General features: G+C 47.4%; 18 protein-coding genes and 2 riboswitches. Of the genes, 6 read left to right on the top strand and 12 right to left on the bottom strand.

Annotation, left to right across the window (positions count from 1 at the left end; translation table 11 throughout):
• Positions 1 to 18: 18 nt before the first annotated feature.
• Entirely contained in the window at positions 19 to 198 is a 180-nt protein-coding gene (locus tag P3C17_RS14100) for a hypothetical protein (protein ID WP_300930039.1), read from the top strand.
• Between the two features lie 103 nt (positions 199 to 301).
• Here the strand turns inward: P3C17_RS14100 and P3C17_RS14095 are convergent, their stop codons facing one another.
• Entirely contained in the window at positions 302 to 784 is a 483-nt protein-coding gene (locus tag P3C17_RS14095) for a YajQ family cyclic di-GMP-binding protein (RefSeq protein WP_300930038.1), read from the bottom strand.
• Positions 785 to 978: 194 nt separating this feature from the next.
• A riboswitch (cobalamin riboswitch) is annotated at positions 979 to 1,203 on the top strand.
• Between the two features lie 33 nt (positions 1,204 to 1,236).
• On the opposite strand from P3C17_RS14095, the gene P3C17_RS14090 reads away from it, so the two are divergent.
• Positions 1,237 to 3,054, top strand: a complete 1,818-nt coding sequence (locus P3C17_RS14090) for a TonB-dependent receptor (protein ID WP_300930037.1) — start codon at positions 1,237 to 1,239, stop codon at positions 3,052 to 3,054.
• Positions 3,055 to 3,109: 55 nt separating this feature from the next.
• Here P3C17_RS14090 and msrA read toward each other — a convergent pair whose 3' ends face one another.
• Positions 3,110 to 3,643 (bottom strand): peptide-methionine (S)-S-oxide reductase MsrA, encoded by a 534-nt coding sequence (gene msrA / locus P3C17_RS14085; RefSeq protein ID WP_300930036.1) that lies wholly within the window; start codon positions 3,641 to 3,643, stop codon positions 3,110 to 3,112.
• A gap of 75 nt (positions 3,644 to 3,718) precedes the next feature.
• Between msrA and P3C17_RS14080 the strand changes: the two genes are divergently transcribed.
• From P3C17_RS14080 to P3C17_RS14065, 4 genes are all read left to right on the top strand, one after another.
• Positions 3,719 to 4,720 carry an FAD-dependent oxidoreductase gene (locus P3C17_RS14080; protein ID WP_300930035.1) on the top strand — a complete coding sequence of 334 codons (1,002 nt, stop codon included), beginning with the start codon at positions 3,719 to 3,721 and terminating at the stop codon, positions 4,718 to 4,720.
• On the top strand, positions 4,717 to 5,457 hold the full coding sequence (locus P3C17_RS14075) for an SDR family NAD(P)-dependent oxidoreductase (protein ID WP_300930034.1): 741 nt from the start codon (positions 4,717 to 4,719) through the stop codon (positions 5,455 to 5,457). Before P3C17_RS14080 ends, P3C17_RS14075 begins: the two co-directional genes overlap by 4 nt.
• A 75-nt stretch (positions 5,458 to 5,532) precedes the next feature.
• The gene (locus P3C17_RS14070) at positions 5,533 to 5,910 is read left to right on the top strand and encodes a PH domain-containing protein (RefSeq protein WP_300930033.1); all 378 of its coding nucleotides are present in this window, start codon (positions 5,533 to 5,535) and stop codon (positions 5,908 to 5,910) included.
• Positions 5,911 to 5,917: 7 nt separating this feature from the next.
• Positions 5,918 to 6,793, top strand: coding sequence for a hypothetical protein (locus P3C17_RS14065; protein ID WP_300930032.1), 876 nt, complete (start codon positions 5,918 to 5,920; stop codon positions 6,791 to 6,793).
• A gap of 148 nt (positions 6,794 to 6,941) precedes the next feature.
• Here the strand turns inward: P3C17_RS14065 and P3C17_RS14060 are convergent, their stop codons facing one another.
• From P3C17_RS14060 to P3C17_RS14015, 10 genes are all read right to left on the bottom strand, one after another.
• Entirely contained in the window at positions 6,942 to 7,595 is a 654-nt protein-coding gene (locus P3C17_RS14060; protein WP_300930031.1) for a DUF5610 domain-containing protein, read from the bottom strand.
• Positions 7,596 to 7,672: 77 nt separating this feature from the next.
• Positions 7,673 to 8,515, bottom strand: a complete 843-nt coding sequence (locus P3C17_RS14055; protein ID WP_300930030.1) for a cobalamin-binding protein — start codon at positions 8,513 to 8,515, stop codon at positions 7,673 to 7,675.
• Entirely contained in the window at positions 8,515 to 9,126 is a 612-nt protein-coding gene (gene cobO / locus P3C17_RS14050; protein WP_300930029.1) for a cob(I)yrinic acid a,c-diamide adenosyltransferase, read from the bottom strand. The genes P3C17_RS14055 and cobO overlap by 1 nt, the downstream gene beginning before the upstream one ends.
• Positions 9,127 to 9,147: 21 nt before the next feature.
• Positions 9,148 to 9,738 carry a histidine phosphatase family protein gene (locus P3C17_RS14045; RefSeq protein ID WP_300930028.1) on the bottom strand — a complete coding sequence of 197 codons (591 nt, stop codon included), beginning with the start codon at positions 9,736 to 9,738 and terminating at the stop codon, positions 9,148 to 9,150.
• On the bottom strand, positions 9,725 to 10,255 hold the full coding sequence (cobU, locus tag P3C17_RS14040; protein ID WP_300930027.1) for a bifunctional adenosylcobinamide kinase/adenosylcobinamide-phosphate guanylyltransferase: 531 nt from the start codon (positions 10,253 to 10,255) through the stop codon (positions 9,725 to 9,727). Before cobU ends, P3C17_RS14045 begins: the two co-directional genes overlap by 14 nt.
• Entirely contained in the window at positions 10,255 to 11,037 is a 783-nt protein-coding gene (locus P3C17_RS14035; protein ID WP_300930026.1) for an adenosylcobinamide-GDP ribazoletransferase, read from the bottom strand. Before P3C17_RS14035 ends, cobU begins: the two co-directional genes overlap by 1 nt.
• A complete protein-coding gene (gene cobT / locus P3C17_RS14030; protein ID WP_300930025.1) occupies positions 11,034 to 12,086 on the bottom strand; it encodes a nicotinate-nucleotide--dimethylbenzimidazole phosphoribosyltransferase in 1,053 nt (350 codons plus the stop codon). The genes P3C17_RS14035 and cobT overlap by 4 nt, the downstream gene beginning before the upstream one ends.
• Before the next feature lie 15 nt (positions 12,087 to 12,101).
• The gene (locus P3C17_RS14025) at positions 12,102 to 13,100 is read right to left on the bottom strand and encodes an iron ABC transporter permease (protein WP_300930024.1); all 999 of its coding nucleotides are present in this window, start codon (positions 13,098 to 13,100) and stop codon (positions 12,102 to 12,104) included.
• A complete protein-coding gene (locus tag P3C17_RS14020) occupies positions 13,097 to 13,882 on the bottom strand; it encodes an ABC transporter ATP-binding protein (RefSeq protein WP_300930023.1) in 786 nt (261 codons plus the stop codon). The genes P3C17_RS14025 and P3C17_RS14020 overlap by 4 nt, the downstream gene beginning before the upstream one ends.
• A 104-nt stretch (positions 13,883 to 13,986) precedes the next feature.
• Positions 13,987 to 14,150: riboswitch (cobalamin riboswitch) on the bottom strand.
• Positions 14,151 to 14,233: 83 nt separating this feature from the next.
• The gene (locus P3C17_RS14015; RefSeq protein ID WP_300930022.1) at positions 14,234 to 14,590 is read right to left on the bottom strand and encodes a PDZ domain-containing protein; all 357 of its coding nucleotides are present in this window, start codon (positions 14,588 to 14,590) and stop codon (positions 14,234 to 14,236) included.
• Positions 14,591 to 14,748 lie beyond the last annotated feature (158 nt).

The raw sequence follows: 14,748 nt of genomic DNA, 5'->3' as shown, positions 1-14,748 counted from the left end.
CTCAACAAGACGTGCGGAATGCGGTCGATACCCCGAACCGAGAATTGGCTGGCCGCTTTGATTTTCGTGCTGTACAGGCTGGTGATGAATAAAAAAGACCCACAAGTCAGTATGGCTGTTGGCGCTGATTTTCAGTTACAACAAATGATCGATATTTTTCTGTTCAAAGCGGTAAAATCTGGCTTGGCTTTTATCTGACAGACCATAATCAGGGCTTTTGAAGTCTTGGGAGGAGTTGCCGTTTTTGTGATTCGGCGTCTCCTCCTGTTTAGGGGGCAGATCAAACCTATGGAGAACGGAATTAGTCTCTGAAGTTCTTAAATTGAAAAGGCTGACCCAAGTCGCTTGTTCTGACTAACTGCATAACTGCTTGCAAGTCATCGCGCTTTTTACCTGTGACACGCAGCTCTTCTCCCTGAATGGCCACTTGTACTTTAATACTACTGTCTTTGATCAGTTTAATGACCTTTTTTGCTATCTCTTTGTCGATGCCTTGCTTGATGGTGACATGGCGCGTGATGTATTTGCCGTGACGATCTTCTTTTTCAATTTTGAAACTACTGACGTCCAACTGAAGCTTACTTGCCTTGGTGGCAAAAATATCAAACAGCTGCATGACCTGCTGATCCGCTTCTGCAGTAAGTTCTATGTGCTCTTTATTCATCTCAATTTTGGCATCAACGCCCCGAAAATCGAATCGGGTTTCAAGCTCGCGTTTTGCGTTCTCAACTGCGTTTTTTGCTTGGTTCATATCAATTTCTGAAACAATATCAAATGAAGGCATGGTGTTCTCTTTTTTCCATTGAAATTTATGGAGCCATTATAAGCTAAAGAATCCAAGGAGCGAACCCATCTGCAGCTAATTACAAGTTGTTTGCAGGCAGAGTTTAACGAAGAGCCAAAGCGTCAGGATGTTCACATTGATTGACTGACGCAGACGTCTGGATTTCTGTTGACTTTAATGTTGCGGCCGCTACACTGAGGCCGCGTTTTTCAGGTGCCCATAAAATGTTATCCACATTTGAGGGTGAAACGGGAATCTGGTGAAAATCCAGAGCTGCCCCCGCAACGGTAAAACAACAGAGAGCGTTGCTCTGGCTTTAATCAAACCACTGTCTTGGGATTGGATGGGAAGGGATTAAAGCTACTATTGAAAATAGTCTGCTGTCAGCCCGGAGACCGGCCTGAAAAGTTCATTCACTATTCAGGACGCGGTGGGCGTCTTTGGGAGACATCATGTTTAAAAAATCTATGCTGGCGACAGTAGTCGTTGGCCTGCCTGCTTTTATATTTACCGCCCAAGCTGACGACAGCTCAGACGATCCACTGGAACATATCAGTGTCTATGCAACCCGTCAGGCCCAGCCTGTGCATCAGATTTTATCCTCTGTCACCGTATTAGACCGTGAGCAAATTGAGCAGGCTCAGGTGTCCGATCTGCCCGCTTTGCTGCGCCAGGTGGCTGGTGTGCAAATTAGTCGTTCTGGTGGTAAAGGCCAGACCAATACCGTATTTCTCCGTGGGGGCGCGGCAGGTCATACACTAGTGTTGATCGATGGCGTTCGTGCTGGTTCTGCCACTTTGGGCTATGCCTCTTTAGCTGAACTATCTTTGCAGCAGATTGAGCAAATTGAAGTAATTAAAGGGCCAAAAGCTGCCTTATATGGTTCAGATGCTTTAGCCGGTGTGATTGCCATTACGACCCGTAAAGCGGACAACACTTCAGTGCAATTAAAAACCGGTCGTTATCAAAGCCATGAAGCCGACATTGCGACCAGCCAGACTTATGGCGCGTTAAAAGTTCGCAGTAATTTAGGCTGGTCGGATAGTGATGGTTTTGATGTCAGGCCAGGTACTCAAGCGGACCAAGATGGTTTTGATCAGCGCTACGGTAAATTGGGCGCAGACTACAACACAACTTATGGTGTATGGTCAGCGGATCATCATGTGCTCCGAAGCCGTGCCCACTATGATTTTGATCCAGCATGGGGGCCAGGTGCTGATCAGGTTGAAACAAGAACCAATCAAAGTCGTTTGGGCTGGGCTTTAGACAGTGATAAATCAAACCAGAAGCTAAGTCTGTCCCAGAATCAGACCGAAGATCTAAACTGGGGAGAAGACAGCCCGCTCAGCCTGTTTGAAACAAAGCGGCGGGAGCTTGACTACCAATATAGTCGTCAGTTGACTCAAAGCTTAACGGCGTTAACTGGTGTGAATTGGTATCAGGAAGATGTGTCAGGCAGCGATTTGAACTATGAGGTAGATTCTCGTATCAATAAAGCTATTTTTGCCGGTGTCAGTTATCAGTCCGGAGCCTGGTTGGCTAATGTAACTGGCCGTCATGATAAACAAAGTCAGTATGGTCATGCCGACACTTATGAAGTGGGTTTGGGTTATCAGTTAACTAACGAGCTATTGGTTCGTGCCAGCAGAAGCAGTGCGTTTAAAGCGCCGAGTTTTAACGACTTGTATTATCCTTTGAGTGGTAACGCTGAGTTAGCACCTGAAACTGCAACTTCAGATGAAGTGGGTCTTCGCTACCGCACTGGCGATTTACAGATTGAAAGCTCTGTCTATCAGCAAAATGTCACTAACCTGATCCAATGGGCTCCAGTGGCTGATGGCAACTGGGTACCACAAAACGTCGGTGAAGCTAAAATAAAGGGCGCTGAGCTGAGCGTCAGTCACAACTGGCAGCAACTGCATCAGCAACTGGCTTACAGCTATACGGACGCAAAAGATAAAACCACAGGCGCAGTTCTGATTAAACGCTCTAAGCACACAGTGCATTGGCAGGGCGCTTATCAATGGCAGGACTGGCGGGTATTTGTCACCTTTGACTATCAGAGCGACTTCCAGACAGGTGATTTTACCACTCCACAACTGGGTGGTTACACCTTGTGGGGCGCTGGTGTTAGTTATGAGTTAAGTCATACTTTGCAAGTTGCAGCCAAAGCAGACAACCTGACCAATAAAGATTATCTGTACCTGCCAGGTTACGCCACTGCAGGTGCTGAATGGTCGCTGCGTTTAAACTGGACCCCTGATATTTAATATCCTGTTTTAATGGGAAGGGCAAAGTCCTGGCTTTGCCCTTTTTTATTTCTGATTAAGCCTTCAATAAAGTCACAAAAGTCTGGCGGAATTTAGCCAGTTTGGGTGTGATTAAAAACTGACAGTAGGGCTGGTTGGTGTTCTGCCAATAATAGCCTTGATGATAGGCCTCCGCCGGATAAAAAGTACTGGCTGGGCTGACCTCTGTCACTATAGGTAAATCAAATAGTGGCTGTGCTGCGTTGATAGATGCAAGCGCCTGTTGCCGTTGCAGTTCTGAGTGATAAAACACAGCTGAACGGTACTGAGTGCCGATGTCGTTGCCTTGTCTGTTGAGCTGAGTCGGGTCGTGCAAAAACCACAACACCTGCAACAACTGCTCAAAACTCACTAGCGCAGGGTCGAACTCCAACTGTACTACTTCGGCATGACCGCTGGTTCCTGTGCAAACCTGACGATAATCCGGGTTTAATGTCTGGCCGCCCATATACCCGCTGACTGCCTTTTGTACTCCGTGCAGTTGATTGAACGCTGATTCAATACACCAAAAACAACCTGCGCCAAAGGTCGCAATTTCAGTTTGACTCATGGGGTGATGCTCCGTCATTGATCTTAAGCTTATGATACAGCGTAAATCTGTTACCAGTTCAAAAGAAAAGCGACGATGAAAAAAATAGCAGTTATAGGGGCGGGGCTGACAGGTGCAGCAGCGGCAAGAACACTGGTACAGCAAGGATTCCTGGTTACAGTCTTTGATAAAGGCCGTTCAGCCGGTGGCCGCATGAGTAGCAAAAGAACAGATCAGGGTTATCTGGATCTGGGAGCGCAGTATTTTACTGCCCGAAGTGATGTTTTTAAGCAACAAGTACAGTTGTGGCTTGAGGGCGGGCAAGCAGAAGTCTGGCCCTGCACTACTGTGCTTTTGGCTCATGAGGATGGGCTTTCATCGCTGAAAAGCTCACGGGACGAGCAAACTCGTTTTATTGGCGTACCTTCGATGCAAAGCCCGGTGAAAGCTTTATTGCAAGACATAGCATTGATCACAGCTTGTCGAATACAAAAGCTTAGCTATCAACAGCAAAGCTGGAGCTTGTTGAGTGACGAAGGGCAGATCTATGCAGGTTTTGATGCGGTACTTTTAACTCTGCCTCCTGCTCAAGCACAGCAGTTAATGGCACAAAGCTCGCTGCCAGTGCGGTTTGAAAATACAGCTGATGTTCTTGAACCTTGTTGGGCTGTCGCCATGCAGGCTGAAGCTTCGCCAGCAGGTGATGCTATTTTTTGTCAGCATCCCAAATTAAGGTTCATCAGCCATCAGCAACACAAAACAGGGCGAAATTCCTGTTATATCCTGCATTTTAATGCTGCTTTCAGTGCTGAACACCTGCACAAGCCACCGGAGTTCTGGTTTGCTGAAGCGAGAGTCATTTTGAGTGAAGAACTGAAAATACAGCAAAGTATTGAGCCTCTTGTGGCGCATCGTTGGCTTTATGCAAGCCAAAATGACCAGGTTCCAGCGCCAGGTTTAATTACTTTACCTGATCAACAACTCTGGGCTGGTGGCGACTGGAGTTATGGCGGGCGTTTAGAAAATGCTTACTTGGCTGGTTTAAAGCTGGCGCAGGCAGTGATTCACAGCTATAAGCTGCAGCAGGAGACTGTATGAGTGCAGTACTGATCATTGGCGCCAGCAGTGCTATAGGTACTGCTTTGGCACAACACTATCTGCAGCAGGGCGAACAGGTGATTTGGTTATCCCGCTATGCCGCAGATTTTAGTGATCCTAAGCTTCTGGTGATGACAGCGCCTGATTTGACGGAAGCCACGGACTGGGCCAGACATCAGGACTTTTTCAGTTCGGTGATCAACACATTGCAGCAGCATCAGGTGAGTCTTATGTTTAACTGTATTGGGTGGTTGCATCAGGGCGGCGAAGCCAAACTCTTGCCAGAAAAAAGCTTAAGCCAAAGCTCAGCGCTGTTATTGCGTAAAACGTTGTTGCTGAATCTGGAGCTGCCAGTGTTTTATTTGCAAGGGCTCTGGCCCTATTTAACAAAAACGCCTCAGCTTCGTTATCTGCAATTGAGCGCTAAAGTGGGTAGTATCAGTGATAACCAACTGGGAGGCTGGTACAGTTACCGCTCTGCAAAAGCAGCATTAAATCAATGGATTAAAACAGCAAGCATAGAGTTGAAGCGCAGTAATAAAACGGCGGCCCTGGTTACTTTGCACCCTGGCACTACTGATTCTGCTTTATCTGCGCCTTTTCAGCGTAATTTACCGCAAGGGCAGCTGAAAACTCCGGCCCAGACTGCTGCATACCTGACTGCGGTTGCACAACAGCTTCACTCAGAGCAAAGCGGCCTGTTGCTGAATTGGGATGGCAGTGTTTTGAGTTTTTAACCCTTGCTGTTGGTTCAAGGCAGGGATAAGCTCAAGCATACAGGCTTTGATGATGTGCTTTAACAAGGAATAAAAATGGGACTTTTTAGTGGTTTATTAGGCAACGCAGGTCAAATTGATTTAGCTGACGTTGAAGAGGAGTTCAGTCAGATTTTGTTACCGGACGAAAAATTGCAGCAAGCCTATAAAGTGATACGCGACCTTATTGTCTTTACTGACAAACGTTTGATACTGGTAGATAAACAAGGGATCACTGGCTCTAAAAAAGAATTTATGTCGATACCTTATCGCTCTGTAGTGCGGTTCAGCGCTGAAACCAAAGGCCACTTTGATCTGGAATCCGATTTACATATCTGGTTAAGCAGTACAGATACGCCTATTACTAAAACCTTTAACAAAGACGGCTCCATTTTAGATGTACAAAAAGCGCTGGCTTTGTACTGCTGTCGTTAACTGCTTTATGAAATTCTTCAGAGTGCTCCGACGGGCTGTTGTGCTGCTGCTTGCGCTAAGCCTGTTTGCCTGTGCCTCAGCACCAAAACCAGAATTTACAGCTGTGGACCTGCCGGCAGAGCTGTCCGAAAGCTCAGGGCTACTTTGTGTGGGCGATGAATTTGTCAGCTTTAATGATTCCGGTGGTTTACCAGTGTTGTATCGTTTTAATGCTGCAGGGAAAATTCAGCAGCAACTGGAATTGTCGGTAAAAAATATCGACTGGGAAGCCATTACATCGGATAGTCAATTTTTGTATCTGGCTGATACCGGCAATAATGCAGGTAAACGTACCAGTGTATTGATCCACAAAATACCGCTGGACTGGCGCATGTTAAAGCAGCCTTATCAGCCTGTGACTCTGGAAATCAGCTTGCCACAACAAGCTGCGCTAAAAGCATACCAGCACGATCTGGATTTTGAAGCTCTGGTCTACCAGCAGGGGGCTTTATGGCTCATTAGTAAAAGCTGGGCCAGCCAGCACCCTCTGCGTTATCGGCTTGACCCCAGTTTAACGCATCAAACTTTAGCTCTGGCTTTACCTTTACAATCACCTGATTTTTTAGTCACAGACGCCAGCTTCAACAGCAGCACTGATCAATGGTGGTTGGTGGGCTATACCAATCCTTATAAAGCCATCTGGGCTTATATCACCAACTCAGGGTTTCAGGCACAAATAGCCCGCTATGACGCACAGTTTCAATTACTGGAAGTGCAAACACTGCCAACTCAAGGTCAGGTAGAAGGGCTTTGTATTGACCAGTGGCAACAGATCTGGATCAGCGAAGAAGCGGGTAAACAAAAACCTGCGCGTTTGATGAAAACCGGCTTAAGCAGTCGATAGAGCTGTTTTTATAATCAGACGAGCTTGGCTTTTGATAAAACGCACAGAAAAAAACTGGTCTTCACCAAGTAAGACCAGTGTATAAACGGCTGGCTTCAAGGCTTAACTGAAACCAGCTTATCAGGAGTAGTTACAACAGCAAATAAACTTACACTTTCACCGAAAATCGCAGTTCGCTGCCCGTATTGGCGGCAACGGACTCAGTCATATCCTGATCTTCGGTAGTTTTATCAGGGTTTAAAATCATTTCACGGAATTTGGCAAAACCGTCCTGGATCAAGGAGTAGGTACTGTCGATGTCGTCAGAAACTTTACCTTCCAGTACACCCAGGCCATCGAGAATGCCGCGGGCATCTTCAAAACCTTTATCGACGCCACCGCCCACTAAGGCAAGGAACTTATCCAGACGTTCTTCTTCTGGCATATCCGGGTTTTGCTCAGAAAACTTTTGGTAAAAGGCGGTGGCAAAACCAACAATACGATCCGCAGTCGCTTGTGGTGAAGTATCCACACCGCTGCTTTTAATTTTTTCAGCCGCATTAGGGCCAAACTCGGCTTCCAGTTCGCTGTTAATGCCTTCAAGCGCCGTTTTATACAATAATCTCATGGAGTTATCGTCATCACCTGTGCTTAGCTTCAGCTGATTTTCCATAATAGTGGCATTCAGCTTTTGTTTGTTCATCTGTGATGATTCATAGCCTGAAAGTTTTTTCTCTTCGGTCGTTTCACTGGTTTCAGTAGCTTTGCTGGCTTGAGCCTGGGCTGCTGTATTTGACGAGCCGACACCGTTAACAGATGACATAACACACTCCCTTTGGGTGTTTGTAAGGTTCAGTATAGTTCTGACTAATCAGGCTATCGGCTTGTGCTTGAATAACTTTAGGACTTTTTGGCAAAAAATTGCCGGGTTTTATCGATGTCGGCGCAAAGTTGCCGCACGCCTTGTAGCATTCTGCTTGTAGTGCGGTGTACCAAATCTGAGTCAGGTTGGCTAAACTGTTGATATTTAACAGCAGGAACAGCAGGCCAACGGCTCCAGTCGAGTAAAGCTCGTGGCTCATTGACCGAAACTGGCTGAATAATCAGTTGCGGCTGACTGGCAACTACATGCTCTAAACTCACCTGCGGATAATCCCCTATGGCAGTGGCAAAAGGGTTTGAGGCACCACAAAGCTCCAGTTGCTGCTGTGGCCAGGCTTTTTGCGCCACGGTCGACAATGGCTGTTGCCATAACTCATAAAACACCACAACTTTTGTTTTAGTGCTGTAGTTCTGACGCAGCTCGGTCAGGCCTTGTTCCATCAGTTGAGCTTGCTGTTCGGCAGCTTCCACAGCACCTGTAAGTTGCCCTAACACACGCAGCTCTTTGGCTATGTCTGTCAATTGCAGCGGGTTAGAGTCCACCACATTTAAACCAAACTGACGCAGTTTATTTAAATCGGCCGGCGGATTGCCGTCAGTCCATGCCAAAATCAGATCCGGTTTTAACGCCAGAATTTTCTCCACCTGCAATTGGTTATAGTTGCCAACCCGAGGGATGTTTTTCGCTTGCTGCGGATAGTCAGCATGGTCTGTAGTGCCTACTATCTTGTCACCAACGCCAATGCTATACAGCTGCTCTACTAAATGTGGGGAGAGCGCAATAATACGTTGAGCGGGTTCGGCTTGTGCTGTTACTACGAATAGCGCGCAGCAGCACAATACAATACGTAGTACATACATTACCAATCTACTCCTTTCTGCACTTGAATGCCTGCATCAAAGGCATGTTTGATGGACTGCACTTCACTGACTGTGTCGGCCATCTCTATTAAAGTGCGATGAGCGGCGCGGCCTGTGATCACTACATGCTGGGTTGAGGGTCTGTTATTCAGTGCTTTGACCACTCTGTCCAAATCAATGTAATGGTAACTGACCATATAGGTCAGCTCGTCCAGCAGTACCAGTTGAATACTGTCGTCCTGTAAAAACTGTTCGGCTTTAGCCCAAACCAGTTCTGCGGCGGCAATATCGGCGGCTCTGTCCTGAGTATCCCAGGTAAAACCAGTGTTCATTACGGCAAACTCAACACCGTGTTGCTGTAATAAGTTGCGTTCGCCGCAGTCCCATGTGCCTTTAATAAACTGCGCTACGGCAGCTTTTAAACCATGTCCTACAGCGCGGGCCACAGTGCCAAAACCTGCGGTAGATTTACCTTTGCCATTGCCGGTGATCACTAACAATAACGCTTTGTCAGTGTTGGCTGCGGCGATTCGGCTATCAACTTGCTCTTTCAGTTTTTGCTGACGCTTTTTATGGTTTTGCTGTTTTACATCTGTTTTTTGTTCAGTCATGTTGTTTCTCTTTTGAAAAAATTAAAAGCCAGCGCTGCCAATACAGTGGATGTGCCATGGGCTTTGTTCGTTATAACGGCTGATCCGGCTGACGCTGCCATAAGCTATGGACAATTGCTGTAACCAGCGGCTTTGTTGTAAGTCGATGTTTAATAAGGACGCCAGCAGCAGGCGGATCACTCCGCCATGCACTAACCATAAAGCCTGTTGCTGTTGATAGCGGCTGTGTAATTCAAAAGCCTTGAAAACCCGTTGCTGAAAAGCGGCTAAAGATTCACCCTGAGGCGGTGTTATCGCAAAAGGCTGTTGCCAGAATAGTTGTTGTTCTGGCCAATGCTGACTGTGTTCATCAAAAGGCACTCCGTCCCAAAGACCAAAGTTCATCTCTTTTAAATCGGGCTCAATGCTCAGTTTCAGCTGTAAGCGCTTTGCCTGTGCTTCAGCACTGATAAGGCAGCGTTGTAGTGGAGAGCTCAGGATATGCTGATAAGACTGCGCACAGAGCCAATCAAGACAAGCAGGGGACTGCTGCTGAAGTTGCACATCAGTCCAGCCGTATAACGCAGCTGGGCCTGCAACAGGGCCATGGCGCACTAAATCAATCTGCTGCATCAGTGCCTCGCTTTAAATAAAGCGGTAAGCCGGCTGCAACAAAAATCACCTCATCACAAACTCTGGCCAGCTGTTGGTTCAGCCAGCCTTGTTGGTCAACAAACATACGATTGAGCTCGCCCATAGGCACCAGCCCCATACCCACTTCATTGCTGACCAGTATAAGTTTGTCTTCAAACTGACTAACAGTATCTGCTAACTGCTGGCGCGCCAGGGCAAAATCCTGTTCTGGTTGGTGATATAGCTGATTATTCAGCCATAAGGTTAAGCAATCAACCAGTACGGTCTGGCCTGAACCAGAAAGCTGGTCTAAGGCTTCACGGAGCAATAATGGACATTCGATTAATAGCCAGCTGTTGGGTCTTTGCTGCTGGTGCAGCTGTATTCTTTGGCTCATTTCGATGTCAAAAGCTGTGGCTGTGGCTATAYAAGTGACTTGCTCTGATGTTTTAGCAAGAGTTTCCGCCAGGCTGGATTTACCACTACGTGCACCGCCTAAAATCAGTGTTTTTGTCATCACTGCTGTCTCCACCAGATCAGCCACACCAGATACAAACTCAGTTCTGTGACTTGCTGTGCTGCGCCTAACAAATCGCCGGTATAGCCTTGTAGTTGGCTGCGGTAATAAAAAAACAACAAAGCAAAACAGATCAATAAGGTAGCGAGAAGAGACAAGGCCAAAGACAAAGGGACAAAATATAAAAGGGGTAACACAAAAAGCCAGATCCAAACTAAAGCAGGTTTTTGTAATGAGGTTGCTATAGGTTTGGTTTTACTGACGGCATCAAGCTGCTGATAAGGTAATACAAAAGTGACGCTGACTGCAGTGGCACGCGATAATCCTGCCACCAGTACGAAAGCCCAGATGGCTTCTGTCTCTAAGGCTTGCAGGCTTTGCCATTTAATAAGAAAAACTGTTAACAGCGCCACCAGACCATAAGTGCCCACTCTGCTGTCTTTCATGATCTCCAGCTTACGTTCAAGACTTAAACCACCGCCTAAGCCATCAGCAGTGTCGGCCAAACCATCTTCATGAAAAGCACCGGTCAGCACCAGCCCTGCCATTAAGGCCAGTAATACAGCAAGAGAAAAAGGCAGCAGTTGAGCTGTTCCAGCCAGCACCAAAGCTTGCAGAGCACCCAGTACTAACCCCACTAAACTTAAATAGCGGCTGCTTTGATTCAACAGCTCCGGGCTGTAGGGTGTGGATGCGGGCACAGGAATACGGCTGAAAAATGACAAGGCCAGACAAAACAATTGCCATTGCTTGTGTGGCCACTTCAGCAATTGAATGATCACTCTGGTGCTCCATCTTCCACCACTTGAGTGACTCCAGCGTCGGCAAAACTGGCCATATCGTTGTAAAAACTGATAGCAGCTTTTAATAGTGGCACAGCCAAAGCAGCACCTGTGCCTTCGCCTAAACGTAAACCTAAATCCAGTAACACAGTGGCGTTTAAAGCTTTTAGCACCGCCTGATGGCCAGCTTCAGCGCCTTGGTGAGCAAAAATTAAATRATCACGKCAATGTGGGGCGATCTGACAAGCTAATAAAGCAGCCACCGAGACTATAAAACCATCAATCAGCACAGGTTTTTTCATCGCAGCCGCACCTAAAATAGCACCACAAAGCTGGACTATTTCAAAGCCGCCAAATTCAGCGAGTATCGACAGCGGCTCTTTCGTATAAGGCCGCTGCAACGCTTGCTTAATCAAAGCCTGTTTTAGTTCAAATTGTGCATCGCTGATGCCAGTGCCACGACCGACACAAGTTTCAACCGGCAAATCAGTGGCCGCCGCCAATAAAGCCGCAGCACTGCTGGTATTGGCGATACCCATTTCACCTAATAGCAATAAATCACAGCCTGCCAGGATTTGTTGCCGCGCAACATGACGACCTAAAGTTAAACCTGCTTCGACCTGCGCCAGACTCATGGCTTGGCCTTGGCTGAAATCTGCGGTGCCGCAGCCTAAAGAGTGTTGAATTAAGCCTGCAGCATCCGGCAGTGGCAGTAATATTCCTGCATCGACCACAAAAAGCTCAATGTCATTAGCACGGCAGAAACAGTTCGCTGCTGCGCCGCCTGCTAAAAAGTTCGACACCATCTGCTGGGTCACTGCGCTTGGCGCTATGCTAACGCCGTGGCTATTGATGCCATGATCAGCGGCAAATATCAGTAGCACGGGCTTATTCAGTGACAAGCGGCTATGAGGGCTCTGGAGCAGCGCCAGTTGCAATGCCAGCGTCTCCAGCAGACCCAAAGCTCCGGCAGGTTTAGTTTTTAAATTAATACGCTGCTGTATAGCTGGCGTCGCCGTTTTATCTAAAGCAGGTATTTCAAATAACATAACTAGCGACTCCGTTTAACCGCGGCGGTATTTAAATAACATCGATAAAAAGAACAGGCTGCCGATGGCTGACGTAACCACTCCTATGGGCAATTCCTGCTCGGGTAGTATGCTGCGGGATAAAGTATCCACACCTGTTAAAAACACTGCGCCCAGCCAGACTGATCCCAGTAACAAAGCCACGCTGGATAAGCCAAATAAAGAGCGCACCAGATGAGGGATCATCAAACCGACAAAGGCGATACCACCACAAAAAGCCACAATAGCAGCACTGACCGCAGCACAAAGCAGCAAAATCACTAAACGCAAAGGCTGCACATTGACCCCTAAACTACGGGCGCTTTCGTCGCTTAATACCAAAGCGTCCAGTTGGCGACGATACAACAAACCCAGCAGCAAGGTGATAAACACCAAAGGGCTGATAAAAGCGACATGAGTCAGACTGGCCTGACTTAAACTGCCCATCAGCCAGAACATCACGCGGTTGGCAGCAAAAGGTTCAGATAAATACAACAAGGCCGTAGTGATGGCACTGAGCATAAAGCTGACAGCCACGCCACAAAGCAACAAACTTTCCAGCCGCTGCCAGCGACTACTGGCACCTATCACCAACACTAGAAAAACTGCCAGCAAAGCACCAAAAAAGGCGAACAGTGGCGTGAGCAATTGCCATTCTGGCAGCACTATAGTGGCAATGGTCGCGCCTAATGCAGCTCCTGACACTATGCCAAATAAATAAGGATCAGCCAGTGGGTTACGGCTGGCATTTTGCAGTAAAGCCCCACAAAGAGCTAAACCTGAACCTGCCAGTAAGGCGAGTAGTAAACGAGGGAAACGCAGCTGCCACAGCACAGTCGATTGCATTTCATCTAAAGGGGATAAACCAAATAATCCGCTGATAGAAATAGGCACAGCCCCTGTGCTTAATGCACAAAAGCACACCAGCAACAACAGCACGAGCGCAAGCAACAGACGCAAGGGCACAGGCAAAGCAGCCAATAACACTTTGCTCATAAGTCGTCCTTATAACCAAAGCTAACCCGGGGACAATCACCAAAAGGGTTTTGATCGATTAAACAAGGAATACAGAATACCTCTGTCAGCAGCTCTTGAGTGAGCACCTCTTCTGCGGTGCCATCAGCCACCAGTTGGCCTTTGTTCAGCAGCAACAAGCGGTCGCAGTACCGTGAAGCCAGGTTTAAATCATGAATACTGGCGATCACTGTAATAGAGAGCGCTTTGGCAATACGCAACACCTGATGCTGATAATACAAATCCAGATGGTTGGTGGGCTCGTCTAACAATAACAACAGAGGTTTTTGCATCACAGCGCGGGCCAATAACACCCGTTGTTGTTCACCGCCTGATAAATGGGCAAAGGAGTGACGCTCTTTATCGGCCAGCCCCACCAATTCCAGGCTTTGCTTTAACTGAAGCAGGTCGTGTTCTGTATTGGTTTGCCACAAGGCTTTATGCGGAATCAACCCCATCAGCACCACATCAGCCACTGTTAAATCAAATAAAGGGCCGGATAACTGACTGACTAAGGCTACTTTGGCCGCAAGTTCAGACTGACTAAAACTGCCAAGAGGCTGATTTTTAAACTTAATCTGGCCGGAAGATGGGTGATATTCTTTTTGCAGCAGTCGTAACAGACTGGTTTTTCCTGCGCCATTGGGGCCAAGCAAGCCAACAAATTGACCCTGCTCAATAGCAAACGTCAGCTCAGTTAAAATCTGCTGCTGATCTATATGCAACTGCACCTGCAAAAATTCGACAACCAGGGTATGGCCCACTGAAACGCTCCATTAAAAAACGGGCAGGGACCAGGACAAGCAGCAACAAAGCCACAGAGTTCCGGCACAGTGTAAGCCCGCACTGTGTGCTGCAAAAAGTTGCAACGCCTGAGGTTTGTAAAGGCAGGACATCTGACTTGCCAGCTTGTTGACAGGGCAGCAGCGGCTTACAGTTGCGGGTACAGTACAGGATTTACACCTGTTTCCCTCTTCGGTTCGTTGCACTAGTTATTCACTGTTGCAGAACACCTTAAACAAAACCAGCGCAGTGTAGCAGAGCAGGGAGCCAAACGTCAGCAGAAAAGTCTGGCTGTCTGGAAGGCTTAATTGAAGTATGCAGAGCCGAAAAGGCTATTCTGCGATCACAGTTTTTGTCAGTTCAGTACCATCGGCTTGTTTGATCAACAAAGTAACGGACTCACCCCGGCGCTTTTTCATCAGGGTTTTGGCATCATCCGCAGGGCAGCCTGGAATGTTGCAGTCAGCGATCTTCAGGATCTGATCGCCAACCAGCACCCCGGCTTTTTCCGCCGCGCCACCGGCAACAACTCCTTTCACTTTAGCACTGGCCAGAGTGGGATTAAAAAAGCCACCTTCGACATCAATATCCAGCGCCAGGCCCATTTTGCCTTTTTCGGCAGCCAGKGCTGAACCACAAAAAACAGAGCAACAAAATCCAACAGATAGCAGCAGTAGTTTTTTATTCACGCTTATAATTTCCTATCTTTAACTTAACGAATAAAACTAACCGTTTACATCACTGACAATAAAACGAATGCAAGGCGGAAACAAGCAGAGCCTGAACAAATTCATCAAAGCCATACCCTGGATTCTGGTAAAGCGGTTTCGGCCGTGCAATAGTAGAG

Source organism: Rheinheimera sp. 1928-s, assembly GCF_029269265.1.
GTDB lineage: Bacteria > Pseudomonadota > Gammaproteobacteria > Enterobacterales > Alteromonadaceae > Pararheinheimera.
Note: the sequence above shows the minus strand (reverse complement) of the source record. Positions and strands in the feature narration are given on the sequence as shown.

Coding starts and splice junctions, on each gene's coding strand:
- P3C17_RS14100 (WP_300930039.1), top strand. CDS start 19: ATGCGGTCGATACCCCGAACCGAGAATTGGCTGGCCGCTTTGATTTTC.
- P3C17_RS14095 (WP_300930038.1), bottom strand. CDS start 784: ATGCCTTCATTTGATATTGTTTCAGAAATTGATATGAACCAAGCAAAA.
- P3C17_RS14090 (WP_300930037.1), top strand. CDS start 1,237: ATGTTTAAAAAATCTATGCTGGCGACAGTAGTCGTTGGCCTGCCTGCT.
- msrA (WP_300930036.1), bottom strand. CDS start 3,643: ATGAGTCAAACTGAAATTGCGACCTTTGGCGCAGGTTGTTTTTGGTGT.
- P3C17_RS14080 (WP_300930035.1), top strand. CDS start 3,719: ATGAAAAAAATAGCAGTTATAGGGGCGGGGCTGACAGGTGCAGCAGCG.
- P3C17_RS14075 (WP_300930034.1), top strand. CDS start 4,717: ATGAGTGCAGTACTGATCATTGGCGCCAGCAGTGCTATAGGTACTGCT.
- P3C17_RS14070 (WP_300930033.1), top strand. CDS start 5,533: ATGGGACTTTTTAGTGGTTTATTAGGCAACGCAGGTCAAATTGATTTA.
- P3C17_RS14065 (WP_300930032.1), top strand. CDS start 5,918: ATGAAATTCTTCAGAGTGCTCCGACGGGCTGTTGTGCTGCTGCTTGCG.
- P3C17_RS14060 (WP_300930031.1), bottom strand. CDS start 7,595: ATGTCATCTGTTAACGGTGTCGGCTCGTCAAATACAGCAGCCCAGGCT.
- P3C17_RS14055 (WP_300930030.1), bottom strand. CDS start 8,515: ATGTATGTACTACGTATTGTATTGTGCTGCTGCGCGCTATTCGTAGTA.
- cobO (WP_300930029.1), bottom strand. CDS start 9,126: ATGACTGAACAAAAAACAGATGTAAAACAGCAAAACCATAAAAAGCGT.
- P3C17_RS14045 (WP_300930028.1), bottom strand. CDS start 9,738: ATGCAGCAGATTGATTTAGTGCGCCATGGCCCTGTTGCAGGCCCAGCT.
- P3C17_RS14025 (WP_300930024.1), bottom strand. CDS start 13,100: ATGAGCAAAGTGTTATTGGCTGCTTTGCCTGTGCCCTTGCGTCTGTTG.